This window comes from Cardinium endosymbiont of Oedothorax gibbosus, from assembly GCF_936981045.1.
In the GTDB taxonomy this organism is placed as follows: Bacteria; Bacteroidota; Bacteroidia; order Cytophagales; family Amoebophilaceae; genus Cardinium.
The window spans coordinates 493,108-519,998 of sequence record NZ_OW441264.1 but is presented as its reverse complement, the minus strand read 5'-3'; the positions used below and the strand labels follow the sequence as shown (position 1 = coordinate 519,998).

Annotated in this window: 16 protein-coding genes, 1 tRNA gene and 7 pseudogenes; 11 read left to right on the top strand and 13 right to left on the bottom strand. The window is 37.7% G+C overall.

Annotated elements, in window-relative coordinates:
- Positions 1–285: 285 nt before the first annotated feature.
- The 5 genes and pseudogenes from dnaE to NBW36_RS02325 form a co-directional block, all read right to left on the bottom strand.
- On the bottom strand, positions 286–3,723 hold the full coding sequence (dnaE, locus tag NBW36_RS02345) for a DNA polymerase III subunit alpha (RefSeq protein WP_256465597.1): 3,438 nt from the start codon (positions 3,721–3,723) through the stop codon (positions 286–288).
- A 199-nt stretch (positions 3,724–3,922) separates the two neighbouring features.
- The gene (locus tag NBW36_RS02340; protein WP_250238956.1) at positions 3,923–4,417 is read right to left on the bottom strand and encodes a hypothetical protein; all 495 of its coding nucleotides are present in this window, start codon (positions 4,415–4,417) and stop codon (positions 3,923–3,925) included.
- Positions 4,418–4,475: 58 nt separating this feature from the next.
- The gene (locus NBW36_RS02335; RefSeq protein WP_250238954.1) at positions 4,476–4,916 is read right to left on the bottom strand and encodes a hypothetical protein; all 441 of its coding nucleotides are present in this window, start codon (positions 4,914–4,916) and stop codon (positions 4,476–4,478) included.
- A 189-nt stretch (positions 4,917–5,105) separates the two neighbouring features.
- Positions 5,106–5,181, bottom strand: a tRNA-His gene (locus tag NBW36_RS02330).
- A 351-nt stretch (positions 5,182–5,532) separates the two neighbouring features.
- A pseudogene (locus tag NBW36_RS02325) lies at positions 5,533–6,207 on the bottom strand (IS5 family transposase); the annotation flags it as partial.
- Positions 6,208–6,625: 418 nt separating this feature from the next.
- Between NBW36_RS02325 and NBW36_RS02320 the strand changes: the two are divergent.
- Positions 6,626–6,781 (top strand): annotated as a pseudogene (locus NBW36_RS02320) (IS982 family transposase); the annotation flags it as partial.
- Between the two features lie 43 nt (positions 6,782–6,824).
- On the top strand, positions 6,825–8,054 hold the full coding sequence (locus NBW36_RS02315; protein ID WP_250238952.1) for an MFS transporter: 1,230 nt from the start codon (positions 6,825–6,827) through the stop codon (positions 8,052–8,054).
- Between the two features lie 45 nt (positions 8,055–8,099).
- Here NBW36_RS02315 and NBW36_RS02310 read toward each other — a convergent pair.
- The 3 genes and pseudogenes from NBW36_RS02310 to NBW36_RS02300 all read right to left on the bottom strand — a co-directional run bounded on the left by NBW36_RS02310 (position 8,100) and on the right by NBW36_RS02300 (position 11,494).
- Positions 8,100–9,354: pseudogene (locus tag NBW36_RS02310) on the bottom strand (IS4 family transposase).
- A 159-nt stretch (positions 9,355–9,513) separates the two neighbouring features.
- A pseudogene (locus NBW36_RS02305) lies at positions 9,514–10,335 on the bottom strand (IS982 family transposase).
- A 133-nt stretch (positions 10,336–10,468) separates the two neighbouring features.
- On the bottom strand, positions 10,469–11,494 hold the full coding sequence (locus tag NBW36_RS02300; RefSeq protein WP_250238950.1) for an IS5 family transposase: 1,026 nt from the start codon (positions 11,492–11,494) through the stop codon (positions 10,469–10,471).
- A 464-nt stretch (positions 11,495–11,958) separates the two neighbouring features.
- Between NBW36_RS02300 and lysS the strand changes: the two genes are divergently transcribed.
- The 5 genes and pseudogenes from lysS (at position 11,959) to NBW36_RS02275 (ending at position 17,765) form a co-directional block, all read left to right on the top strand.
- Positions 11,959–13,482 carry a lysine--tRNA ligase gene (gene lysS / locus NBW36_RS02295; RefSeq protein WP_250238948.1) on the top strand — a complete coding sequence of 508 codons (1,524 nt, stop codon included), beginning with the start codon at positions 11,959–11,961 and terminating at the stop codon, positions 13,480–13,482.
- 187 nt (positions 13,483–13,669) lie between these two features.
- On the top strand, positions 13,670–14,530 hold the full coding sequence (accD, locus tag NBW36_RS02290; protein ID WP_250238946.1) for an acetyl-CoA carboxylase, carboxyltransferase subunit beta: 861 nt from the start codon (positions 13,670–13,672) through the stop codon (positions 14,528–14,530).
- A 415-nt stretch (positions 14,531–14,945) separates the two neighbouring features.
- Entirely contained in the window at positions 14,946–16,181 is a 1,236-nt protein-coding gene (locus NBW36_RS02285) for a DNA recombination protein RmuC (RefSeq protein WP_250238944.1), read from the top strand.
- A gap of 211 nt (positions 16,182–16,392) precedes the next feature.
- Complete coding sequence (locus NBW36_RS02280) at positions 16,393–16,989, top strand: IS256 family transposase (RefSeq protein WP_250238943.1); 597 nt, start codon at positions 16,393–16,395, stop codon at positions 16,987–16,989.
- A 276-nt stretch (positions 16,990–17,265) separates the two neighbouring features.
- A pseudogene (locus NBW36_RS02275) lies at positions 17,266–17,765 on the top strand (IS256 family transposase).
- A gap of 326 nt (positions 17,766–18,091) precedes the next feature.
- On the opposite strand, the gene mnmE reads toward NBW36_RS02275, so the two are convergent.
- The 5 genes and pseudogenes from mnmE to NBW36_RS02250 all read right to left on the bottom strand — a co-directional run.
- A complete protein-coding gene (gene mnmE, locus NBW36_RS02270) occupies positions 18,092–19,447 on the bottom strand; it encodes a tRNA uridine-5-carboxymethylaminomethyl(34) synthesis GTPase MnmE (protein WP_250238939.1) in 1,356 nt (451 codons plus the stop codon).
- Positions 19,437–20,198 (bottom strand): tRNA pseudouridine synthase A, encoded by a 762-nt coding sequence (locus tag NBW36_RS02265; RefSeq protein WP_250238919.1) that lies wholly within the window; start codon positions 20,196–20,198, stop codon positions 19,437–19,439. Before NBW36_RS02265 ends, mnmE begins: the two co-directional genes overlap by 11 nt.
- Positions 20,199–20,439: 241 nt before the next feature.
- Positions 20,440–20,547: pseudogene (locus NBW36_RS05550) on the bottom strand (IS6 family transposase); the annotation flags it as partial.
- Between the two features lie 164 nt (positions 20,548–20,711).
- Positions 20,712–22,025, bottom strand: coding sequence for a group II intron reverse transcriptase/maturase (ltrA, locus tag NBW36_RS05545; protein ID WP_250237730.1), 1,314 nt, complete (start codon positions 22,023–22,025; stop codon positions 20,712–20,714).
- A 525-nt stretch (positions 22,026–22,550) separates the two neighbouring features.
- Positions 22,551–22,914, bottom strand: a pseudogene (locus tag NBW36_RS02250) (IS6 family transposase); the annotation flags it as partial.
- Between the two features lie 525 nt (positions 22,915–23,439).
- Between NBW36_RS02250 and rpsL the strand changes: the two are divergent.
- The 4 genes from rpsL to rpsJ all read left to right on the top strand — a co-directional run bounded on the left by rpsL (position 23,440) and on the right by rpsJ (position 26,867).
- Positions 23,440–23,817 (top strand): 30S ribosomal protein S12, encoded by a 378-nt coding sequence (rpsL, locus tag NBW36_RS02245; RefSeq protein WP_250238916.1) that lies wholly within the window; start codon positions 23,440–23,442, stop codon positions 23,815–23,817.
- Positions 23,818–23,924: 107 nt separating this feature from the next.
- Positions 23,925–24,395 carry a 30S ribosomal protein S7 gene (gene rpsG / locus NBW36_RS02240; RefSeq protein WP_250238913.1) on the top strand — a complete coding sequence of 157 codons (471 nt, stop codon included), beginning with the start codon at positions 23,925–23,927 and terminating at the stop codon, positions 24,393–24,395.
- Positions 24,396–26,537 carry an elongation factor G gene (gene fusA, locus NBW36_RS02235; protein WP_250238911.1) on the top strand — a complete coding sequence of 714 codons (2,142 nt, stop codon included), beginning with the start codon at positions 24,396–24,398 and terminating at the stop codon, positions 26,535–26,537.
- A gap of 24 nt (positions 26,538–26,561) precedes the next feature.
- Positions 26,562–26,867 carry a 30S ribosomal protein S10 gene (rpsJ, locus tag NBW36_RS02230; protein WP_250238908.1) on the top strand — a complete coding sequence of 102 codons (306 nt, stop codon included), beginning with the start codon at positions 26,562–26,564 and terminating at the stop codon, positions 26,865–26,867.
- Positions 26,868–26,891: the final 24 nt, after the last annotated feature.

Below are 26,891 nucleotides of genomic sequence, written 5' to 3'. Positions count from 1 at the left end.
CATCTGAAGCCTGGATTAGATGACAAAAAAAAGGCATTTGTTCAGGCCAGGGGTAAAAAAGGAATTTATATCCCACTTTTTTCTTGATAAATAAAGTGTGCAAAAAATCAACCCCTGTGCAAAAAGTTGAGCAAATTTTTACAAGGGGCGGTTTTTCTGTTTTTTCATAACATTGCCACAAGGCTTAACGGGTACAAAAAATCTGCTTAAAAATGACTATCTTAAATTTAAGCCTTAAAATATTAAAATACAACACCAACCAACCAATAGATCAGTTATATATGATTAGGCAAATAGGTGAAAATCTATAGACAGCTGGTTGAATAATTCAAATAGTTCATTGTTGAGTTCGACACGGTATTGGGTAGAGCATGTTGGAATGGTGATTTGCGCTTCATGATCTATGATCGATATCTTTATAAAAGATTTGCCTGGATAACGTTTGATACAAGATTCCAATTCATGCACCAATGGTGGATTGACATGGTGTTGTGCTAGCTTTAAATGGACCCCTTGAGCCATTCTTTCCCGAATCTCTTCCAACAGGTTAATGGTTTGGGGTTTAAAGGTTTGCATTTCTTGGTTCCCATAGCGTGGGGCTACATGGCCTGTAAGGAAGAGTAATGTGCCGACTTCTAATAGATGTTTGTATTTTAAGTAGTCTTCTCCAAAAAGTGCAAAGTTAAGCGAGCCATGATAATCATCTAATGTGAGTAAAGCAAAAGCATTGCCTTTTCCATTTTGCTTAATGGTAGAGGCGGTAAGCATACCCGCTATGGTTACGGCTTTTCGACTAGCGGTTAATATATTTTGTGTGGTTACATTGCAGAAGTTTTCTATATCCACTTTAAATGGATCGAGTGGATGACCAGAAATATAAAAACCAACCAGTTCTTTCTCTATACGCAATTGTTCCAACGGCTCATAAGGCGCACAATCAGCGGGTTCTGGCCTTTTAATGTGACTATGGGCACTGGCTGCAAAAAGCGATTGAAGGGCTTCCATCCGCTCTTTTTGAATACGATTGCGATATTGTATGACTTTTTCTATAAAGCTGCTACCTGACACTCCATAGACATACTGCCTTCTATGTACCGCTTTAAAGGTATCAAAAGCACCCGATAAGGCAAGCGCTTCCATGGTTTTCTTGTTCACGGTTTTAAGTTGGATAGATTCCAAGAAATCAAAGATATCTTTAAAAGCGCCTTTCTGCGCTCTTGCTTCTATAATAGCGGTAACAGCTGACGCACCAGCTCCTTTAATCGCACCTAGTCCAAATCGTATTTCTTTATGGAGGCCAGCACTAAAATTGACTTGACTTTCATTTATATCAGGTCCTAATACAGAGAGTCCTTGCTGGCGGCTTTCTTCCATAAAGAAAGCAATTTTTTCAATATCGCCCTGGTTATGGGTCAATACAGCAGCCATATATTCGGTAGGGTAATGGGCCTTTAAATAAGCAGTTTGGTAAGCAATAAGGGAATAAGCCGCTGCATGCGAACGATTAAAACCATATTGCGCAAATTTTTCCATAATCTCAAAAACAGCCAATGCTTTTTCTTTAAGGATCTTATGTTTTTGGACTGCACCTGTTACAAAGATATCGCGTTGCCTAGCCATTTCTGCTGCATTTTTTTTACCCATGGCCTTGCGCAATAAATCGGCACCCCCTAGGGTATAACCTGCCATGGCTTGTGCCGTTTGTATGATTTGCTCTTGGTAAATCATAATACCATAAGTGGGCTTTAGAATGGCTTCCAAAAGTGGATAAGGATATTCAATGGGTTCTTTGCCATGTTTACGGGCAATAAAATTAGGAATAAACTGCATGGGGCCTGGCCTATAGAGGGCATTCATGGCAATAAGCTCCTCCATCGTGGTGGGTTGCAGTTTAAACAGCCATTGGCGCATGCCTTCTGACTCAAATTGAAAGGTTCCTTTGGTATTACCAGATTGGTATAGTTTAAACGTAATAGGGTCGTCTAATGGGATGCGATCTATATCTATGGTAATGCCTCTATTTTGCTCAATTAATAGCAGTGCATCTTTAATAATGCTAAGCGTTTTGAGCCCTAAAAAATCTATTTTTAACATACCCAGTCCTTCCAGTACCGACCCATCATATTGGGTAACCAATAAGTCAGAATTTTTATCTGTTTTTACCGGGATATATTCTACAATATCATTGGGTGCAATGATGATGCCTGCTGCATGAATACCTGTATGGCGCACCAGCCCTTCTAAGGTTTCAGCCAAATCGAGCACTTTACCTTCTGGAGTGGCAATGGCTTTTTTGATCTCAGCCAGTTCTTTTACCTCCTCAAAGGCTTCTGATAACGTAATGCCTAATTTGTTTGGTATCAACTTGGTGAGATAGTTGGCCCGTGCCAAAGGAATGCCTAATACACGCGCCACATCACGTATGGCAGATTTAGCTGCCATACTACCAAAGGTGATAATGGAAGCAACTTGGTTTCTACCATATTTTTGAATTACATAATCAATTACTTTTTTACGACCTTCATCATCAAAGTCTACATCTATATCGGGCATGGAGATCCGCTCTGGATTTAAAAAGCGTTCAAAAAGTAGATTATAGCGAAGGGGATCTATTTTGGTAATCCCTATACAAAAAGCGACTAACGAACCTGCTACAGAGCCGCGCCCTGGTCCTACGATTACACCTAATTGTACAGCCGCTTCAATAAAGTCTTGTACGACTAAAAAATAACCGGCAAAACCGGTTTGGGCAATAATGGCCAATTCATAATTCAGTCTACTTTCTACTTCCATAGAAATGGTCCCATACTTGGCTCGGGCCCCAGAAAAAGCCAAATGGGTTAAATAGAGATTGGGATCTGAAAAACCGTCAGGAAGTTGAAAAATAGGCAGCAGCACATCGCGGGTTAAGGAGGGTGTTTCTATGTTTTCTACCAATGCTAGGGTATTGGTAACAGCAGCTGGCACATCTGCAAAAAGCAGAGCCATCTCTTCTGGTGACTTTAAAAAGAATTGATCGTTGCTAAAACGCATACGATTGGGGTCATTGTAATCTTTTCCAGTCTGCAAACAGAGCAATACATCCTGAGCAAGACTGTCTTGTTGCGCAATGTAATGGACATCGTTGGTAGCAATGACTTTTACATTATATTTTTCAGCCCAACGCAGTAATACGGCATTACAAATTTCTTGTTCCTTAATGCCATGTCTTTGTAGTTCTATATAATAATCTTCACCAAATAGGTCCAACCATTCTAAAAAGAGCTTTTCTGCAACTGTTTCCCCGTGTCGAATAATGGTTTTAGGAATTTCTGCACCTAAGCAACAGGTAGTGGCGATTAAGCCTTCTTTGCATTGTTTGAGTAAAGCCTTATCAATGCGTGGCTTATAATAATAACCTTCTAAAAAACCTAGGGAACATAGTTTGGTAATATTTTGATAGCCTATGGCATTTTTAGCCAACAACAGCTGGTGGTAACGGGTTTTATCTTTATGGTCGTGCCGATCAGGTGCCATATAAAATTCACCCCCTATAATGGGTTTTACCCCTTCCTTGGCTGCTGCGGCTACGAACTGAGGCACACCAAACATATTGCCGTGGTCTGTAATGGCCAATGCATTCATGCCCAACTGTTTATTGGCTACTATTAAACGCTCTACCTTGGCTGCGCCATCCAACAGGGAATATTCTGTATGGCAATGTAAATGACAAAAGTTATGCATGGTTAAAGGAATTTATATGCTGCTTTTTGCTTTTGGCTTGGATGTACTAAAGGATAAATCCTTAGCTTGACAAGCTTTGAGCGTATGCTTTCTGATCGCAACTTTTTACAAGGGGTATTTATGCTATAATAAGACTAGTAAATAGCATATATTCTATACATCTATTCTAACCTAAACACTCGGTTGTATTTCCTATTCCTTATGTTTTATGATGGGCTTTTGAATCTCCGCTAATGGCCGCTGCCTGCTTTTGTACTTCCTTCTTAAGATCTTGCAACTCCCTTATTAAGGAATTAGGCATTATTTGCTTAAGCGTTCTTGTGTTTTCTACCATGCTCTGGGATAAACTTAACAAATGAGCCAAATGAGCCTGGTACGCTTGCTGCTCTTCAGGTAAACATTCCAGAAATACTGCTTGCATTTTCTCGTATAAACAAGTACTATACTCACGTACCGACTGGAGTTCCGAAAGACTTATATGATCTTCAGGGTGGATAAAATCTTGAGCAATTATAAATGCCTCCTGACTCGCTTTAACAAGCTCCTGAAATATAGGTTGAGGTACATTACCTTCTAACTCTACTCGGCAACCCTCTTCCAGGCTATTCTTTGCTTTTTCTAGATTCTGCACTAGACTCTGAAACGGCTTAAAAGTCTCAACAATATTTTTTGCTAGCCTTATTTGCTCATTCATGCAATGACATAGAGGCTTCAGCTGCTCAAAAGGCAGCTTAAAAACCTCCTCCTGCAGCTTACACACTATACCTTATATTAAGTATTATAAGCTTTTCAATTTGGTCACCCGATAGACGACCATCGTCCACTAGCATTTTTTTCACTTGCGTCGTATACCATTCGTTACTGTCTTCAAACTCTTTTTTTAATTTTTCCTGATGAGCATCCTGTGATGCTGCTGGAGCAGTAGGCTGCGATGCTGTTGAATGGGTATCCATAAACTGCTGCTGCAACAGTGACACTACCTCATTCTGTAATGCTTTTTTATCATCACTTTGTTGAGCACTTTGTTCAGGCTTTTTTTCATCACCGCTTTCTACTAGTTCTTTTTCAGGACGCTTTGTATTGGGTGCTTTAAGAATCGACTTTTTGTTAGAAGAAAACCCACATCTTGGGCATAAGAATGTAATTAAGCAAAATAAAGCAACGTTTTTAAATAAACTGCTTATATCGCACATAATTTTAGAATTAAAACTAAATTAAATAGATCCTTACCAATTGCTTTAAATATAGGCATAGAGGTATACACAATAAAAAACAAACCTATGCCAACCGTTACTATTCACGCCCATTTAGATATGAGCGCTTTTATAAAACTTGGGCTAAAAGGATTATTGACTGGACGGATCAATAATAAATGGGAATAAGGGTGAAAGACGGGATTCGAACCCGCGACCCTTGGTACCACAAACCAATGCTCTAACCAGCTGAGCTACATTCACCATAAAACCAGGCCTATAGAGCCGTTAGGCTAAAGGAGAACCCGATTGCCAAATCTAAACAAAAAAATAAAGGTTTCAAAAAATAAGTGCCATAGTGGTACCCGATCACTCAATGGCATCAACTTAAGGGAAAATATGAGTAATTATTTGCTTAGTATTGTTTAGTTTTTCCCTTCAAGTATCTACCTATAATTGTCTTTTAATTCTATAAATAAAGACTTTCCTTCTGTATTATTTGATGAATAAAGTTTAAAATGTACTTTTTTATATAAAGACATGGTAGAGAAAGGGAAAAACCAAACAATACTAAGCAAATAATTACCCATATTTTCTCTTAAGTTGACGCCATTGAATGAGCACTATCATGACTAGATGCTTTTGTGGTACTGACTTCTAGGACTAAGCCTTCTTTACTTTCCACAAGAACGTGTCGCTTATACCCATAGTAGAGATTATCTCCTTTTTTTGTCCAACTCGCTTCTGGATCTACACCTTTTTGATAACTTTCGGCTACAGTTATAGTGCCATCTTCATGGAGATCATAGCTTTTTTTACCTTTAGGCCGTCTAGGTGTGGGGGTGATAGAAGCATCAACAACTGCACCATGTTGAACGAGTAGTCCATGTGCAGCTAGCCGATCATTAATGATTTTCAATAACTTTTCTAGGGCCTTTTGTTCGGTAAGGGAAGTCCTAAATCTACTTAATACACTATGATCTGGAACAGAACTATCCATCGAAATACCACAAAATCTGCTAAAAGTAATACGATCATTTACTTCTTCTTCTACTTGATAGTTACTGAGTGAATACCAGGTTTGAAGCAAGAGAATTTTAAACAAAAGCAGCGGACTATACGCTGGCCTTCCTGATAAACCTAAGCCTTTAGGGTAATATGAGCGGAGTAATTTTTCTACTGATGACCAATTAACTAGCTTATTAATTTGATCAAAAAAGGTATGTTTGCATTTACCCCTGTTCGCTGAAATATCTGCCAAACTTAACTGACCACTTGTTTGAATTGCCATAACAATACTATTAAAAAGCTTAAGTATAAACGATTAAAGAAGTAACATAATTTAACCATTGTATAACGCTAAAAGTCACTTTTTATACCAAAGATTAAAACTCTATTGCAACGGCCTCAGTTTGGTTGGGTTTGCAGGGTAGATTCTGATTTTCCAGTTTTAAGGGGACAATTTCAGCAACTTTTTGGATTAGGGCTTGATTTTTTGTTTACTTTTTTTACAAAAAAGATTTCTTAATATATTTCGACTAATTTCACTAGCTTCATATCTCATCCAAAAGGTAGGTTATCCAATAGTTGGTTTAGGTCCTAAGAAAGATTGACTATTTTTACCTAATAACCTAAGTTCGGGATTAGCTTGTTAAAAAATAGCTTTAAAAAGCTTCTTTGTGTTTTAAATTTGGAGATAAAAAAATACTAACCAGATTATCCATATTAGCCAGATAGAACATTCCAGGCATAGAAGCATACCTAATTTTCCAGTCAATTTGATAGCTGGAATTACAGCTTATGCACTAAAAGATAAAAAACCTTCTATAACTAATATATATATGACTGGTTCAAAATACGTATAATCCCGAACTGAGGTTAGTAAAGAGAAAACACAATGCGATATAGATGAAAGGAAAATTTGTAAACAAGTCACAACTATCCATGTTAATGGCTAATGCCTTTATTCATTTTGATAATGCCTTATATGGTTATTTGGTTCCTATGATAGCCCCTCTTTTTTTTCCAAAGAAAGAGCCAGTGGTCCAACTGATATGGGGCTATAGTCCATTTATAATTTCCTTTATAGCCAAACCATTGGGGCTCCTTTTTTTTAGCAAAATGGCCCAAACTACAAAAGAAATGATTGTATTGCGCTATACACTTTTGGGTGTAGGGATCAGTTTAATGGCTATGGGTTGCTTGCCTACCTATACACAAGGGTCACTATCGAGCATTATTTTGTTGTTGGTAGCTAGGATCTGTGCAGAATCATGTGCAGCGGGAGAACATAACATTACCCAAATTTACCTGCTCAAAGGTGTGGCTATGCAACAGGCTAAAAAGGTTGCAGCATTTTATGAAGTTTCTACTATGGTAGGTATTTTATTTGCTGGAGTTGTGGGTACCTGCTTTGCATGGATCCATGATCCCCTGCCCTACTGGCGCCTGCCCTTTTTAATTGCAGCGCTATCTACGCTATTGAATGTTATCTTCTTTAGATTAAAGACAACAGAAATCGAACAAAACTGCTACCCTATGGCTCAAAAAGTAGCCCTATATCTACAACTTTGGAAAGCACGCCAACCCATTATGCGAATCGCCATAGTGGCTGGATTTGGTTACCTTACCTATACGATTCCCTTTCTTTTTATGAGTAGTTTTGTACCTATCGTTACCACGATTACCTATTCAACTATGATGCAATATCTGCCCCTCTTCATGGTATTGGATATACTATTAATCGGTTGGATCGCTAAAATTGGTCCAAAGTATGACCACAATAACCTTATGGCAGCAGCCAGTGGTCTGGTCGCCTTATCCATTATTCCTCTTTTTGCAGGATTACAAGGTGCTTCTATCTTCTATGTAACTGCAGTACGTTGTTGGATAATCTTTTTGGGTGTGGTCTTTAGCTGTTTTCTAACCATTTGGTCCAAAGTACAAGTGGTCACTGAAGCACCCTATGTTACGATAGGATTCGCTACTATCTTGGGGAGTAGTTTGTTTGGAAAATCTGCTGCGGTGATTTGTTTCTATCTTTTTCATAGATTTAATAGCCCCATAGCCCCTGCCTGTTATATAGCGCTGTTGGCTTTCTTGGCTACACTCATTATGGCTGATTCTGTATCAGAATAATGACCAGGGTGATCGTTCAATAGCGTCAACTTAAGGGTTTATTGGTTAGCAAACTCTTCTAAAAACATGATTCCGTCTAGGTTTATCGACCTTGTCTCGACTATATAATCGACTTATCCGGATTTTAATTTTAGCACGTATACTGGCTCTATTAAAAAGTCTCTGAAAGCTCTTGGGAGAGCAATCGCCAACAAAAACCTGATACAGTTTCTGCCTCATTACACCAAATAAAACGGAAAAGTTTAACCGATATTGAGCAATTTGGTCTGGGTTCCAAGCGCCTTGTCTATCACACATATGAAGTGATAGTATATTACACATCACTAAGTGTGCCCAAAACTCTTGTAGTACGGCATCTAAGTTTTTTCCAGAGAAATTCTCTAATTCTGAACCTATCTTAAGTCGTTTATAACACTCCTCTATGTGCCACCTTAATAGGTATGCTTTGCTGATATCGTCTGCAGTAAATTTTTCTCGGTCAAAAAGAGAGGTAACCAATACTTCCAGTTTGTCGTTGGGTAAACTAAGGGCTATGACCCTTACTTTTTGGCCGATTGTCTTGGAATTATTTGCCAACATAAAATCAAAATCTGATTTACCAGATGAAACCATTTTCCATAGATTGGTATAATTTTTTTCTTGCACACGAAAAATAAAGTCTGTTTGGCAAGCATTATGTTGCTCAATAAACTTTATTGAAATATAACCACGATCATAGATGAATAATAGTTTTTCTTGCTCTAATGAACGCAGTTGGTTAATTACTTCAGGTAATTGTTCTTCTGCCATTGTTTGCTCTCCCACATGCCAAGGTGCAAAACGTACACTGATAATCAGAGAAGTACATAAATCAACGAAAAGGGAACCTCTAGCCAATGAAGGCATAGTGCCTGTAGTTCCATTCGGGTTAAGGCGACCAAACTTAGAGACGATTTCTTGAGAACCAGGCAAGCGAACTGAGAAGCCATCTCCAGCAATAACTCTATAACCTCTCCATGTTCCATATGAGGTATCACCTTGATAAGCTGTTTGAAGGCTTAAATCCAATAATTCTTTAAATCCTGTATGAGCAATTTTATATCTTGCTTTTGAAAAAGCTTGCTTGGATGGGGGAATTTTAAAAGTTGAGTGGTTCCATAAGTTCACACTCTATACCTAAACTTTTTTTAACTAACCTCAAAATCATAGAAAATACCACTGGAAATGTAAGTTTTCTCCTGCGTGTGAAACTATTTTTTGCCAAACAATGCTTCACTGGAAACTTACGCAAGTGTATGGTATCTTTAATTCGTAAAATAATTTTTCCCTTTCTCTACCATGTCTTTATATAAAAAAGTACATTTTAAACTTTATTCATCAAATAATACAGAAGGAAAGTATTTTTTATAGAATTAAAAGACAATTATAAGTAGATACTTGAAGGGAAAAACCAAACAATACTATTAACCTCAGTTCGGGATTAGACGTATTGTGAACCAGTCATATATATATTAGTTATAGAAGGTTTTTTCTCTTTTAGTGCATAAGCTGTAATTCCAGCTATCAAATTGACTAGAAAATTAGGTATGCTTCTATGCCTGGAATATTCTATCTGGCTAATATTTTTGAGCTGATCTATAATAGTTTCAATTATAGATCGTTTTCTAAGCATCAGTTTATCCCAAAGTGGCATAAAAGAATTTTTCATATTTTTTCTGATCTGGGTAATGAGTTCCACGCCTTTCTCGATCAGTTTTTCAAATAAATCTTTGCTTATGTAACCTTTATCGGCAAACATTTTACCCATGAAGTGTTTACATAAATTTTCTACAGGAAGCCTATCATTAGTTTTACCTGTGGTCAGTTGAAAATTCATAATTTCTCCTAAATCATTGACTATCAAGTGAAACTTTAATCCAAAAAACCAACCGATGCTGGTTTTACCTTTAGTAGCAATCGATTTAAAAACCCTGTGCGTATAGGCTCTTTTGATATGGCAAACCTTGATGGCTGTTGCATCCATAAAATAACAACCTGTTTTTGTTTTAGAAAAACTTTGTGTAAAACAGTACAAGGGAACTAACGTTCTTTGGATCAGTTCTATAAATCTATTCTAGCTTACTAACTTTCCAAATTTACTAGAATGAAATTGCTGTAAATGAATATAATAAGACTTAAAATTTCTAAAACCAATCACATGAAAGGCAATAAGAACAGTCATTATTTCACTCAAAGTTAATGAACAAGTTCTAGTGGGTTTTTTTTTAGAATTGGTTAACAGTTGTTTTTCCATATACGGCATGAGGCCGTTGTGATAGATTTCTATTATAATATTTTTAGGGTTGTTTAGACTGATTTTTGGTATTAAAGTGGTATTAATTTTATTATTTATTGATTTTCATGTACTTTTATTGCATTTTAGACAGACCATTCCTCTAAAGACCTCTTAATATGATATTTGGCGACCTGTATAAGTTATAGGCTATTGCTTCGATAACGTGTTGCGTATGAGTTTTAGCAAGTCCTATGTAGCGAGCTCCTGAGCTTCGGAACCAACTTTTAATACTTCCAAATACACGTTCTACTTTATACCTGGTTTTAGCTACCAATGTATTAAACCGTTTAGCAGTAGGTGATAAAGGATTATTTCTAGTAGCTTTCTTCTGAATAGCTGATTTTAAGGCTTTATTCTTTAATAAGGTTTCATTAGGTGATCCGCTATAGCCCTTATCTGCATATAGCCTACTACCTACTTTTAGCTCTACTTTATCCAATAAGACTTGTAAATGAGCACTATCATGACTAGATGCTTTTGTGGTACTGACTGCTAGGACTAAGCCTTCTTTACTTTCCACAAGGATGTGACGCTTATACCCATAGTAGAGATTATCTCCTTTTTTTGTCCAACTCGCTTCTGGATCTACACCTTTTTGATAACTTTCGGCTACAGTTATAGTGCCATCTTCATGGAGATCATAGCTTTTTTTACCTTTAGGGCGCCTAGCGGTAGGCGTAATAGAGGCATCAACAACTGCACCATGTTGAACTAATACACCATGACTAGATAGTTGATCGTTAATTATTTTCAATAACCTTTCTAGGACCTGCTTCTCCGTAAGCGCAGTCCTAAACCTGCTTAATACGCTATGATCTGGAACAGAACTATCCATGGAAATACGACAAAATCTGCTGAAAGTGATACGATCATTTACTTCTTCTTCTACTTGATAGTCACTCAGAGCATACCATGTTTGAAGCAACAGCATTTTAAATAAAAGAAGCGGGCTATAAGCTGCCTTTCCTGATAAACACAAACCTTTAGGATAATACAAGAAAAGTTCTTTTTCTATTACTTTCCAAGTAATCAGCTTATTAAGCTGATCGAAAAAAGTATGCTTACACTTACGTCGACTGGCTGAAATATCTGCAAAACTTAATTGATTATTTGTTTTGACGGCCATAACAATATTATTAAAAAGCTTAAGTTTAAACGATTAAAGAATCAACCTAATTTAACCATTGTATAACACTAAAAGTCACTTTTTATAACAAAGCTTAAAACTCTATTGCAACAACCTCAATATATATAATAAACTGATTACCAGAATTATTTGTTATTCAACTACCTATTTAACTGTCTAATAAAACAAATTTTATAAATTTTCATTGATATTGATTATCAAATGAAAAAATAATCTAATCCCGAACTCACGTTACAAAGTAGTAACCCAAATAAAAAATGCGCCACCCTTTAGGGACTTCAATCCAATACATGTAAAAATAGTAAAGCCCCTAATAAGAATTATAGAAATAAAGTGTAAATTAAGCGAGGCGCTATGGATAGCCATTATCGGCGTACCCACAGGTTGCTGCTGCCTATCCATGGCCATACATTATTAATATTAGTTATAACCATACCAAAGCCATGCAGGAGCTGAGTGAACAAGCCATCATTCGAACGCAGAAAAAAGCCCTTTTAGAATCGATGGGGATCAACCCCTATCCAGCCTTTGTTGCGCCCATCAATGCTAAAGCAGCAACGATCCTTGCCCACTACAAAGAAGAAGATAAAGCAAGCTATAGCCATGTAGTACTGGCAGGCCGCATTATGAGCCGCAGAATTATAGGGGCAGCCTCCTTTGTAGAATTACAAGATTCAAGTGGACGCATTCAACTCTATGTGCAACGAGATGCTATTTGTTCAGGGGAGGATAAAAGCCATTATAATACTTTATTTAAGAAATTACTAGATATAGGTGATATCATTGAAGTGAAAGGCTTTGTATTTACCACTCAAGTAGGTGCTATAGCAGTACACGTTACCCATCTTCGCTTATTAACCAAAGCACTTACCCCCCTACCGATTGTCAAAGAGATAACCACTAAAGAGGGGAGACAAATTTATGATGCCTTTACAGATCCAGCGCAACGGTATCGTCAAAGGTATGTCGATTTAATAGTTAATCCAGAGGTACGAAAGGTATTTGAGCAACGGGCCAAGTTGATTCATACCATTAAAGCCTTCTTACATTGTGAAGGATATCTAGAAGTAGAGACCCCTATTCTACAACCCATTTATGGCGGCGCATCTGCACTCCCTTTTACCACCCACCACCATACCCTAGACATACCTTTATATTTACGTATTTCCAATGAACTCTATTTAAAAAGATTAATTATAGGCGGCTATGATGGCGTATATGAATTTGCCAAAGATTTTAGAAACGAAGGGATGTCCCGTTTTCATAATCCAGAATTTACGCAAGTAGAGCTTTATGTTGCCTACAAAGATTACATTTGGATGATGGACTACGTAGAAGAATTGGTAGAAGGGGTAGCACTAGCCCTACATGGTAGGACAACGGTTCCATTTGGTGCCCACCTGATCAACTTTCAACGGCCATGGAAACGGTTTACAATGTTTGAAGCCATTCACCATTTTACAGGATATGATGTAAGCAATATGGATGAGGCTGCATTGCGCACAGTGGCCTATCAACTCCACGTCCATGTAGCAGATAACCTAAGCAAAGATAAAATTATAGATGAAATTTTTGGAGAAAAGTGTGAACCGCATCTTATTCAGCCTACTATCATAATGGACTATCCTGTTGAAATGTCTCCTTTAGCCAAACGGCATCGAGACAATCCAGCTTTAACCGAACGATTTGAGGTGATATGTGCCGGTAAAGAAATCTGCAATGCATTCTCCGAGTTAAATGATCCAATTGATCAACAGCAAAGATTAGAGGAACAACGCACATTAGGAACACATGGCGATAAAGAGGCTATGGTGGTAGATCATGATTTCTTAAAAGCCTTACGGTATGGCATGCCCCCAACCGTAGGTATTGGCATAGGCATAGATCGACTAACGATGATCATGACCAACTCAAACTCTATCCAAGATGTTATATTTTTTCCACAAATGCGTCCAGAAAACCCATAAAACTTTAACCATAGTTTTTTTGATAAAAACCGTATCTTATGGGTAGCAGTATGGTTGGTTTATCATTCAAGCCTATTGCAAAGTTTATAACTTGATATTGCTGATCTACTTTAGTATGGTTTTTCCTTTCATCTAGAAAAAGGAGGCCATTACAATAGGCTGCAATCATTACCTATTACGTGATCTTATGAGTTTAATAAACGACAACCTAAGCTGGTTTAAGCGAAAAAAGAAAGGCATCTTAACCCCCAGTTCTGCCAAAAAAGAGTCACCCGATGGTCTTTGGGTTAAAACCCCTAAAGGAAAAATTATACACAGCAAAGTATTACAAGAAAATTTACAGGTGGTACCTGATGATGGCTATCACTTACCGATTGGTTCCAAGGAATATTTTACCATTTTGTTTGATGAGAACAGCTTTATAGAACTCAATCCAACCTTCCGATCTGCAGATCCACTTAAATTTGTAGACAACAGGCCTTATACAGAACGCCTAAAGCAAGCAGAAGCACAAACCAATTTGACAGATGCCATACGAACGGCTTATGGCAGGATCCATACCCTACCACTTGCCATTGCCTGTATGGATTTTAAATTCATTGGTGGTTCCATGGGTAGTGTAGTAGGCGAAAAAATAGCACAATTGGTCAACCATTGTTTGGCCCATCAAACCCCGTTATTGATTATCTCCAAGTCTGGCGGTGCACGCATGATGGAAGGTAGTTTTTCACTAATGCAAATGGCAAAAACATCTGCCAAATTATTGCAATTAGCGCAAGCTAAAATTCCTTATATTTCGCTGCTAACCGACCCCACTACAGGTGGTGTAAGCGCCTCTTATGCGATGCTAGGTGATATCAATATGGCTGAACCAGGTGCACTGATTGGTTTTGCAGGTCCACGTGTTATTCGAGAAACCGTGGGCAAAGCATTACCCAAAGGCTTTCAAACTGCAGAATTCTTATTGGCACATGGCTTTTTGGATATAATTGTAGATAGACGCAAGTTAAAAGAGACCCTTACCCTACTCTTGAAAATGTTGGTATAATAAAAAGGTAGTAAGCTATTTATATGCTATTTTTACCACTGACCTGAACAGCCCATAGCATCAACTTAAGGCAATGATTAGTGGTTACTGCAGGCGATAACCTATTGAAAATAAAATTATTTATTCAGAAATTATGCTGTTTACTGGGCCTATGGTACAAAATTCCCCTTTGTACAAGGTTACGATTAGAAAGTCTACCCTTAAAGATGTATAGAAAATCAGTTCAATGGGGCCACGGGACGGATGCTGATTTTCCAACTTTAAGCATACGCTTTCAGCACTTTTTACACAGCGCTTGATTTTTGGTTGAGTTTTTAATCAAGCAAAAAAAAAGATATAATACCTTATTTGCTTTACGATGCCCTTTATAATCTATTTTATCATTACATGGCTGATTGGCTTGATCATTGGATGGTTGGTAACCAAAATCCTGCACAAAGTACCGATTTCCACCCTACAAAATAGGGTTGCCCATCTAGAACAACATTTATCAGAGAGCCAACATCAATCTCAGACATTACAGGCGCAACATCTACAACTCGGTAAAGAATTGGCAACTGCACTGGCACATAACAGCTACTTAGAAAAAAAAATAGCCGAACAAGGACAATCTGTTGAACAGCTCCAAAGCCAACTCACCATCCATTTTAAAAACTTAGCCAATGAACTATTAGAAGAAAAAAGTAAAAAGTTTTCAGACCATAACCAACTCCAAATGGAACGGTTGCTCACTCCACTCAGCGACAAAATTAAGACCTTTTCGCAACAAGTAACGCAGTATAACCAAGAAAGTTTGGAAAGAAATGTAGCTTTACGGACAGAATTAAAACAACTGCATGACCTCAACCTAAAAATCACGCAAGAGGCGGAAGGTCTGACCAAAGCACTTAAAGGTGATTCAAAATTACAAGGAGGATGGGGTGAGTTTATTTTAGAAAATATTCTAGCGCAATCTGGACTCGTTAAAAATAGAGAATATGTCATACAAACCTCTATTACAACAGAAGATGGACAAAGATTGCAGCCAGATGTAATCCTTAATCTTCCAGAAGGCCGCAATATTGTGATTGATGCCAAGGTATCTTTAAGTCACTATGAGCAATTTTTTAATAGTGAGCATGCGATTCAACGGGCTTTTCACCTGAAGCAACATGTGCACTCTATTAGACGTCATATTAAAACACTAAGTGAGAAGCGTTACCAATCGCTCTATAACCTTCAAGGTTTGGACTTTGTCTTAATGTTTATACCGATTGAACCAGCCTTTGCACTAGCTGTTCAAGAAGAAGTAATGCTCTTTAACGAAGCCTATGAACGCAATATTGTGATCGTATCCCCCTCAAATCTAATAGCGACCCTACGAACCATTGCAAATTTATGGCGGCAAGCCCATCAAAATCAAAATACCTTAGAAATTGCTACACAAGGCGGTGCCTTATATGACAAATTTGTTACCTTCGTAAAAGATATTAAAAATATAGGTCGCCAATTGGATTTAACACAAAAAAACTACTTAGAGGCCACTAAAAAACTATATGATGGTAGGGGAAGTTTGGTATCTAGGGCGCAAAAAATGAAACTATTAGGTGCACGTACTAGTAAGGTGTTAGATCAACAACTCATAGATAGAGCGGATCAAGCAGAAAGATAATCTGTATGTTATTTTTGGCTGGATTAAAAAGTGTGATATAGATACCTGTTAATCAATAAAAACCGTATACTATTTACTTAGATGTTTAGTCCCAAAGTGTAGTGGCAAGAATTAGTATGAAATAATTCAGGCTTTTTCTCCGGATCTTTTGTTTTAAGTGTGTAAATATTTTTTAGGATTTATCTTTACCTAAATCATAACACTTAAAACAATGAAAAGAAAAGAGACAGTTAAAGATGGGATAAGCAAGGCCATAGATGTACTGATAGAATCAGGTGTAGACCTTTCCAGACTTTTTGATCAAGACGGCTTACTCAAACAATTAAGTAAGCGTCTTGTAGAAAAAGCATTACAGTCAGAAATGGATGACCATTTAGGTTATAATAAGTATGCACGTAGTGATTCAGAGAATGTACGTAATAGATTATCCAGTAAGCAAGTTATTACTGATAATGGCGTTATATCGGTTGAAGTACCCAGAGATAGAGCATCGACTTTTGAACCTATTTTATTGCCTAATCGTCAAACAAGAATTCCTAGTTTGGATGATAAGATCTTATCTTTACATGCTAAAGGTATGAGTCTGTCAGATATTCAGATTCAAATACAGGAATTATATGGCGCAGAAGTAAGTGAAAGCCTGATAAGTAACATCACAGACTCTGTTATTGAATATGTTAAGATATGGCAAAATCGTCCCTTAGAATCAGTCTATCCTATTGTTTTTTTTGATTGCTTTGTAGTTAAAGTTAGACAAGATAAGCGCATCATCAACAAGGCAGTCTATGTCGCTTTAGGTATAACGTGAGTTCGGGATTTATTTGACTGATTTACAACAATTTAATATCAATTATTTAGTTAATATTTGCACCTATTTAACAAGTTTTTATATCTAATTTTATAAATATAATATATATAATAAACTGATTATCAGAATTATTTGTTATTCAACTACCTATTTAACTGTCTAATAAAACAAATTTTATAAATTTTTATTAATATTGATTATCAAATGAAAAAATAATCTAATCCCGAACTCACGTGTATAGATAGATCTGGCATAAAGGATGTTTTAGGGCTTTGGATGAGTGAAAATGAAGGGGCTAAATTTTGGTTAGGCAATTTAACAGAACTCAAAAATCGGGGTATGAACGATATGCTCATTGCATGTACAGATAATTTGTCAGGCATGTCTGAGGCCATTGCTGCTGTATACCCAAAAACGGAACATCAGCTCTGTATTGTTCATGCAATTAGGGGTAGTTTGCAGTATGTTTCTTATAAACATAGAAAGGTATTAGTTGCTGATTTAAAACCAATTTATACAGCAGTTACCGAGCAAGAAGCATTGATGGCCTTAGAAGCTTTTGCTACTAAGTGGAATCAACAATACCCACAAATAGCCCAATCTTGGTATGCTAACTGGGATAATCTGATGGTATTTTTACAGTACCCTAATGCCATACGTAAGGTCATTTACACAACAAATGTTTGGAATCTGTAAATAGCCAATTTCGTAGAGTTACCAAAAATAAAAAAGTGTTCCCTAACGATCTAGCTGTTTTTAAAACATTATATACGTGAGTTCGGGATTAGATTATTTTTTCATTTGATAATCAATATTAATAAAAATTTATAAAATTTGTTTTATAGACAGTTAAATAGGTAGTTGAATAACAAATAATTCTGATAATCAGTTTATTATATATATTATATTTATAAAATTAGATATAAAAACTTGTTAAATAGGTGCAAATATTAACTAAATAATTGATATTAAATTGTTGTAAATCAGTCAAATAAATCCCGAACTCACGTTATACACTATTTATGGACACGGTCAAAGGATATAAAAAGAGCCAGATGATCATGCATGTAAGTAAATGCAACGATGTTATAAGCCAAAGCTATTATTTTCCAATGCAAAACTTAGAGAAAATTTCTCCTAGTATCTCTTCTGTGGTGATCTCTCCTGTAATTTCACCCAGCGCATGTAGGGCGCGGTTTATATCTACAACCAGTAACTCATTGGATCGTTTTTGTTCGAGTCCTATAATCACAGCTTCCAATGCTTGCTTACTTTTTTGTAACCGATCGTAATGTCGTGCATTGATCACAATAGTAGCTGGCCCATCGGTAGGTTTTTGCTCTACAAGTTGCAAAAGCTTATCCTTAAGCTGCGCTATACCCCTACCGGTTTGTGCAGCAATGCACAAATAATCTTTAAATTTTTCTAACGCATCAGGTGGCGCAAGATCCATTTTATTGCCAATTTTAAGTAGAGCCCCCCCCCCTAATGCAACCAAATCTGCCTCTGCTTGTCTAAAGGTCATATGGGATAGATCAACCAAATAGAGTACTATAAAAGCTTTGCTTAATTGCTGTTTGGTCCGTTCAATACCTATTGCTTCTATGGCATCCGAAGTCGTTTCTCGTAAGCCCGCTGTATCCACAAACCTAAATCGTATACCCCCTAAGTGTAACGTTCCCTCAATAGTATCACGCGTAGTACCTGCTATAGGCGAAACAATCGCCCGTTCTTCTTGTAATAACACATTCAATAAGGTTGATTTGCCTACATTGGGCTTGCCCACAATCACGACAGAAACACCCTGTTTAATGGCATTGCCTAGTTGAAAGCTATCTATCAACAACGTTAAGGTTTTAATCAGCTTATCAGCCAATGTTTTTAAATCTTTTCTGTCTAAGAAGGCGACATCTTCCTCGGCAAAATCCAGTTCTAGGGCTAACATTGCTGCAAAATGGCATAATGCTTTACGCAACGTTTGTAATTCTGAAGAAAAGCCACCACGCATTTGACTAAGAGCCGTTTGATGGGCCAGCGTACTATCGGCTGCAATCAAATCGGCTACCGCCTCTGCTTGAGCTAAGTCAAATCGACCATTTAAAAAAGCCCTTTTGGTAAATTCACCCGGCTCAGCGATGCGCACACCTTGTTCTACAAACAGTTGTATCAATTGTGCAACAATAAAAGGCGTACCATGGCAAGAAATTTCTACTGAGTCTTCCTTAGTAAAGGAGTGAGGCGCAATAAAAATGGAAACCAGTACTTCATCAATTTTAGTATCACCCTTTTTTATGACGCCAAAATGAATCGTATGGGAGGCTTGTTGGGTCAAGTCACTTCCACAAAATAGCTGGTTGACGATGCCAATAACACCCTTTCCAGATAGGCGCACTACTGCAATAGCGCTGACGCCTTGTGGCGTAGCTAGTGCAACAATAGGATCTTGGTTATGATGCATTTTCTTGTATAAATAAAGTTTCTGGATAACCTATTTCCACCAATGTTAATCCATGCGGTGGCATTAAGGTCAGCATGGGACGGACCCTAGGTTTTTGCCTAATGAGTTGCACCAATGTGGCTAGATCCATTTTACCAGTGGCTACTGCCAATATCGTACGTACAATAGTCCGAACCATACCCCGTAAAAAACGATCCGCTTGTATGTAAAAAACAAGTTTGTGATCCATCTGCAACCAAGAAGCTTCCTCTACCTTACAGACAAAATGCCTTGTTGAATCGGTTATTTTACTAAAAAATTCGAAATCAGCTTGTATAGAAAACAAAGCTGAAATCTGGTTCAATAAGGGAAGTGGTGGAACGCAGCGCATCCAAACTGACTTGTCTCTATAAAAAGGATCTTTTTGCGTAACGATAGTATAGGCATATCTACGATAGCATGCATCAAAACGCGCATGTGCACCCTCTACTACTGGACGAATAGCAGTAATACTGATATCAGATGGCAAAATCCTATTAAGCCTATAGGTCAAATGCGCAGGATCTATAGGCGTTATTAGATCAAAATGGGCCACCTGTTGCGCTGCATGTACCCCTTTATCCGTTCGACTGCTGCCTGAAATAGCAATCGATGTGGATAACAGCTTACCAAGTGCCTCTTCTACCACTTGTTGCACAGAAACTGCATTTTTTTGAATCTGCCAGCCACTATAGGCTTTACCAAAATAGGATATATATATGAAATAACGCATGAGATGCTTTGGCGTAGCCTATAGAGCTTGATCTTTTATTAGGTTAGGCTAGGTTAAGTTTAAAAAACTACCCTAAAGCCGTATGTTTATAGAGGAAAAAAAGACCTGGAAAAAGGCCGCCACAAGGTTGGCTATTAGATACCGTTAAATACATTGAGCCCCCAGGTCTGGTTCTGTCGCGTCTATATTTTCGTTAGTAACGTCTTTTCTTTTAAGTGAAGTTTTGGATATATATTGGTTATTATTCGGCCATTAGCATAACAAAATTCTCAAAAGTAGAAAGATGATTTTTAGCTCCGATTACTTGTCCTTTTTGAATCATAGGAATGTTTTCTATCTCTACAATGGTCTAGAGTAAAGAAATGGTTGGACCACTTAAAATTAAGCATATCTATTGCTTCTGATTGCTCGCAATACAGTAGCTGACTAACTTGATTCTTCATTGTTTACCCATTCCCTTCTCATCCTAAGGTACGTTCAGTTTTCCCGAATAGGGCGGTCCGACAGTCTTCTTCATAAACTTTGCACAACTCTCTCAGGATACTTAATCATTCCACTACCAATGTACAACATCCCCATTGTATAGAGTTTGCTATTGGGATAGCTTTGCCACCCACACCCACGGCCTTTTCTTCTATGGGTTAAGTATCTGCGAAATCGGTTATTAATAAAGTTCTGCAATCTAACAAAAGCTTCACTGGAATTCGTATGTTTAAAATAGTTAACCCATCCTAACACTACTGGTTTTATTTGCTCGATGAATGTTTGAGGTTTGATTGGTGCTTTTCTACAAGTCAGGTATTTTAGTCTGTTACGGATGCTTTGTTGGGATTGTTTCGTTGGAAATACATAAATGCTATTTCTGCCACTTGTTGGACTCTTTCTTTTTACAAAGTAAAAACCTATGAAGTTAAAGCCTTCTTTCAGTTTCGTTATTCGTGTCTTTTGGTGGTTAATAATGAGCGATAACCTCCTTACTAATTCTGTGAATTTCTCCAGCGCTAAGCTAGCACTCTTACGACATACCAAAATTGCATCATCACAATACCTATGCAAGGTTGCGCTTAGCTTTTCTGGATACCCCCTTGAGTGCCACACTTGGTCTATAACATTTAGGTAGATATTACTATACAACGGTGATATTGGTGATCCTTGCGGTACTCCAACTTTCTTGCATGTAATTTTACCTTGTTTTACTATTGACGTTGTTAGGGTTTGTTTAATTAGCTTCAACATACTGCCATCTGCTATCCTTTTACTAATAAGTTTTAATAACTTTTCATGTGGGATGCTAATAAAGTATGATTGAAAATCAATCTCAACTACGCCCCATGCCTGCTGGTATAGATCTTCTCGGATCACTAAACTCGCTTGTTTGGCTCCTCGTTTCGGTCTATAGCCGTATGAACATTCATGAAAATCAGCTTCGAAGATCGGTTCAATGACTATTTTCATTGCTGTGAGCACTATGAGATCTTCTACGGTCATTACCTCTAGTGGCCTTGTTCCACCTTTAGCTTTGGGTATTTCTACCAACCTGCTTGAGGTAAATTTGTATAGCTTTGCGCGTAGTTGCTGCTGCAATTTATTGATAATCTTTGCCTCACCTTGATCTATTATATCACTTATGCTTTTACCATCAATCCCTGCTGAACCTTGATTTGCTTTGACTTGACGCCAAGCTTCCCAAAGTACATCTTTTAGATAAATTTTATCATATATACTATAAAATCTGACTTCCTTACATTGCTTGGATTTGAGATATAGAGTTCTTTGGAGTTGCTGAACTTTTAATGTTCCGTTCATAGCTTTAGGGCAATCAGACATTCTCAACTCTTTTAAACTCGTTAACTGAAGTAGGGTCCCTTTCCTCTTGAGTGGTTTCCCAATCAATACGAACGGTATTATAGACCCCGCGGACTTCTGATATCACCCTTATTGATTTCGCTTTACTTATACAATAAAGTTTCCAGTGGCCTACTGGATTCATATCAGATCTCCCGGACTACGATGTGAAACATTCATAGCGTGCAACCCCTAACACCCCGGCACTTGTATGATGGTCATGGTCTATTTTTTCCATCCTACTATCAGCCTTCCTGTAGCCACTAGATAGTCGGCAAATGCGCTTAAACGGCTTAACGAGGCTAATTTAGGTTCACTTTTGTTGCAGCCCGCTATTTTGCAGATGCATTTAAAGGTAACTTAAACCTGTGAATCACCCCACAAATCCAACCTCCTGCTAGACTCCCGAAATAGACAAATTAGAGTCAGGGGACTTACACCCCATTTGTTGCACACCTGTGCCGGCGTGCAATGGCTGCAGACTTAAAACACTTAAAACTAAGCAAAAGCTGCAGACTTGTCTCTATGCTCAGATAGAAAAAAGTCAACTGTATCACCATAACGATCTACTGTTCTATATAAATAGATCCACTTCCTGTTTAGTTTAACATAGGTCTCATCCATTCTCCAACTACCACCAACTGGTCGTTTTCTTTTGCTTACTGCTTCATCTATTAAGAGGAACAAACTTAATAACCCATCTTTGTAGCGTAGAATGATCAACTCTTGTGCCTCTCATACGCATCATCTCTTCCAAATCTCTATAGCTCAAGGAAAAACGATACTTCATCTAGACAAATAACAGGATGACTTCTGCTGAAGAACAATAGCCCTTAAAATAAGGTAATAATTTGGGCGAAATATTAAACATAATAACTACTTTTTTAACTGCAGATACTAAAATAATGATTTTTTAGAATAAACGCGACAAAACCCGTACTAATGCATAAGAACGTGAGTTCGGGATTAGATTATTTTTTCATTTGATAATCAATATCAATGAAAATTTATAAAATTTGTTTTATTAGATAGTTAAATAAGTAGTTGAATAACAAATAATTCTGATAATCAGTTTATTATATATATTATATTTATAAAATTAGATATAAAAACTTGTTAAATAGGTACAAATATTAACTAAATAATTGATATTAAATTTTTGTAAATCAGTCAAATAAATCCCGAACTCACGTTAAGATGGTTACGCACCTAACCTTTAAGCAAAGTATGCTATGAGCAGGATATATTTATTATTAGAAATAATCAATATTAATAGCTATCTTCATATGATAGGCCTTTAATAGGCCGCAAATAGCGGTCAAAGGTTTTGATAAAGGCCCATAATTTTTTTAAATTTGCACATCTCTAGGTTTAGAACAAAAATTATAAGCAATACATGTTAACCATACAGCAGCTAGTAAGAAAAGGGAGAAAAAAACCTTCTTCTTCTTCAAAATCTCCAGCGCTTTCATCTTGTCCGCAGCGAAGGGGCGTATGCGTCAAAGTCTATACTATGAAGCCAAGAAAGCCAAACTCCTCTATGAAAAAAGTAGCTAGAGTACGCCTAACAACGGGTAAAGAAATAAATGCCTACATTCCTGGGGAAGGCCATAACCTACAAGAACACTCTATCGTTCTGATTAGAGGCGGAGGGGTAAAAGACTTATCAGGTGTAAGCTACTCTATTATTCGTGGTGTGTTGGATACTTCAGGTGTTAGTGGAAGGTGTCAAGCAAGGTCCGTATATGGAACCAAGAAGCCTAAGAAAAAATAAAAGTTTAATGTATATGCTGATTATCCTAATTGGTTATATAGGGTAATAGAATACAGTAGGGATCTAAGCAACTACGCTAAAACATTAATTTCAGTGAAAGGAATAATATGAGAAGAAAACAAGCTATAAAAAGAGTATTAATACCTGACTATAAATATGGAGATCCGTTGGTAACTAAGTTTGTAAACGGATTAATGCAACAAGGCAAGAAAAGCCTTGCTTTTAGCATCTTTTATGATACCATTGCATTAGTCTCTCAGAAAACAAAAGAAAAGGGATTAGAGATATGGCGTAAGGCGCTCCATAATGTAACCCCTATTTTAGAAGTCAAACGTCGACGAGTTGGGGGAGCTACCATTCAAGTTCCCATTGAAATACGACCAGATAGAAAGATATTTTTAGGCATGAAATGGCTGATTGATTATGCAAGATCCCGTGGGGAAAAGACTATGAAAGAAAGGCTTACCAATGAAATTATTGCCGCTGCTAAAGAAGAAGGAGCGGCTTTCAAACGTAAAGTAGATACCCATAAAATGGCAAGTTCGAATAGAGCCTTCTCACATTTTAACTTGAGATAAATGGCAAATGAACTAACCTTTTTAAGAAACATAGGCATCATGGCGCATATTGATGCTGGTAAAACAACTACTACTGAGCGCATTCTATATTATACAGGCCTAACCCACAAAATAGGTGAAGTACATGATGGAGGGGCTGTAATGGACTGGATGGCTCAAGAACAAGAACGCGGGATTACCATTACCTCTGCTGCCACTACTACCTTTTGGAAGTATCCTACCATACAAGGAAAAGCAAGTGATAAGACGCAAACTTACAAAGTTAACATCATCGATACACCTGGCCATGTGGATTTTACAGTAGAGGTAGAGCGCTCTTTGCGTGTTTTGGATGGTGCAGTTGCTTTATTTTGTGCCGTATCTGGTGTAGAACCCCAATCTGAAACAGTTTGGCGTCAAGCTGACAAATATAGGGTACCCCGTATCTGTTTTGTAAACAAAATGGATAGAGCCGGTGCCAACTTTTTTAATGCGCTACATGAAATCAAGGAAAAGCTAGGGGCTAATCCTGTTCCATTGCAAATTCCTATTGGTAGTGAAACGGCATTTAAAGGGGTAGTGGACTTGATTACCAATGAAGCGATCGTTTGGGACGAGCATGACTTAGGCATGACCTACCAGGTAATAGCTATTCCCGACGATTTAGTAGAGGCAGTTGGGGAATGGCGTCAAAATCTAATTGAAAATGTAGCCAGTTACGATGAAGCATTAATGGAAAAATTCTTTGATCAGCCAGATGCTATTACACCAGATGAAATCAGGGCAGCCATTCGCAAAGCGGTTATCGACCTCTCTTTCTCTCCTGTGCTCTGCGGTTCTGCTTTTAAAAATAAGGGAGTTCAAGCGCTATTGGATGCAGTGTGTGCCTACCTTCCCTCTCCACTAGATTTACCCCCAGTAGCATGTACCTATCCAGATACAGGAGAAGTAATGTTAAGAAAGCCAGAGAATAGTGAGCCATTTACGGCACTAGCTTTTAAAATTGCAACGGATCCTTTTGTCGGTAGGCTTGCCTTTTTGCGTGTCTATGCGGGCACTCTAGATGCTGGATCCTACGTTTACAACAATAGAACTGGCAAAAAAGAACGAATTGCTCGTTTGATGCAAATGCATGCCAATAAACAAAATCCAATTAGCGCGGTACAAGCAGGAGATATTTGTGCAGTAGTAGGATTTAAAGAAATTAAAACAGGCGATACGCTGACCAGTGAAAAACAGAAAGCTATACTAGAAGCCATCACCTTTCCAGAACCCGTAATCGGTTATTCGATTGAGCCTAAAAAACAGGCAGATCAGGATAAGCTAACCCTATCTATTGCCAAGCTCATGGAAGAGGACCCAACCTTGCGCATGGAAACCAATCATGAAACAGGTCAAACCATTTTAAAAGGCATGGGTGAACTACACCTAGAAATTATTATTGACCGGCTGAAACGCGAATTTAAACTTGAAATCAACCAAGGTGCCCCACAAGTTGCCTACAAGGAAGCACTCACTGCTACAGTGGAGCACAAAGAAGTCTACAAAAAACAAACAGGCGGCAGGGGTAAATTTGCCGATATTGTTTTTGAGATAGGGCCTAGGGAAACAGTTGAAGGAGAGTCAGTAAAGCCAGGATTGGAATTTGTGAATAAGATTGTTGGAGGGGTTATTCCTAAAGAGTTTATTCCAGCTATTCAAAAAGGGTTTACAACAGCTATGGAGAATGGTCCATTGGGCGGCTATCCTGTAGAATCCATGTGGGTTAAAATCTTTCATGGCTCCTATCATGAGGTTGACTCAGATTCTTTATCTTTCGAATTAGCCGCTAGAGCTGGTTTCAGAGCAGCTGCACAGAAAGCTTCTCCCGTACTTTTGGAGCCCATTATGTCTGTAGAAATAGCTACCCCCGATTCGTTTACAGGCCCTGTAACAGGAGATCTCAATAGAAGAAGAGGGGTTATGAAAGGAATGCATGGTAAAGGTGGCGCACAAATTGTTAAAGCAGTTGTTCCATTAGCAGAGCTATTTGGTTATGTTACAGATCTTAGAACCATTACCTCGGGTAGAGCCTCTGCTTCATTAACTTTTTCGCATTATGAACCAGTCCCTAAACATTTAGCAGAAGCCATTATTAATAAAGCAAAAGGCATAACGGTATAGTACCCTATCATAGCAACCAAATATATGAATCAAAAAATTCGAATCAAACTTAAATCATTCGATGCTGCCCTATTAGATAAATCGGCAGATAGCATCGTTAGAGCTGTAAAAGCTACAAAAACAGTAGTAAATGGTCCTATTCCGCTTCCAGGTAAGAAAGAAGTGTATACGGTATTGCGTTCTCCACATGTAAATAAAAAGTCACGGGAACAATTTCAACTTTGTACCCATAAAAGATTGATAGATATTTACTCTAGCAGCTCAAAAGCAGTAGATGCCTTAACCAAGCTAGAACTACCTAGTGGTGTAGAGGTTGAAATTAAAGTTTAAGCCTGGAGTAAGGAAAAGCAGTAG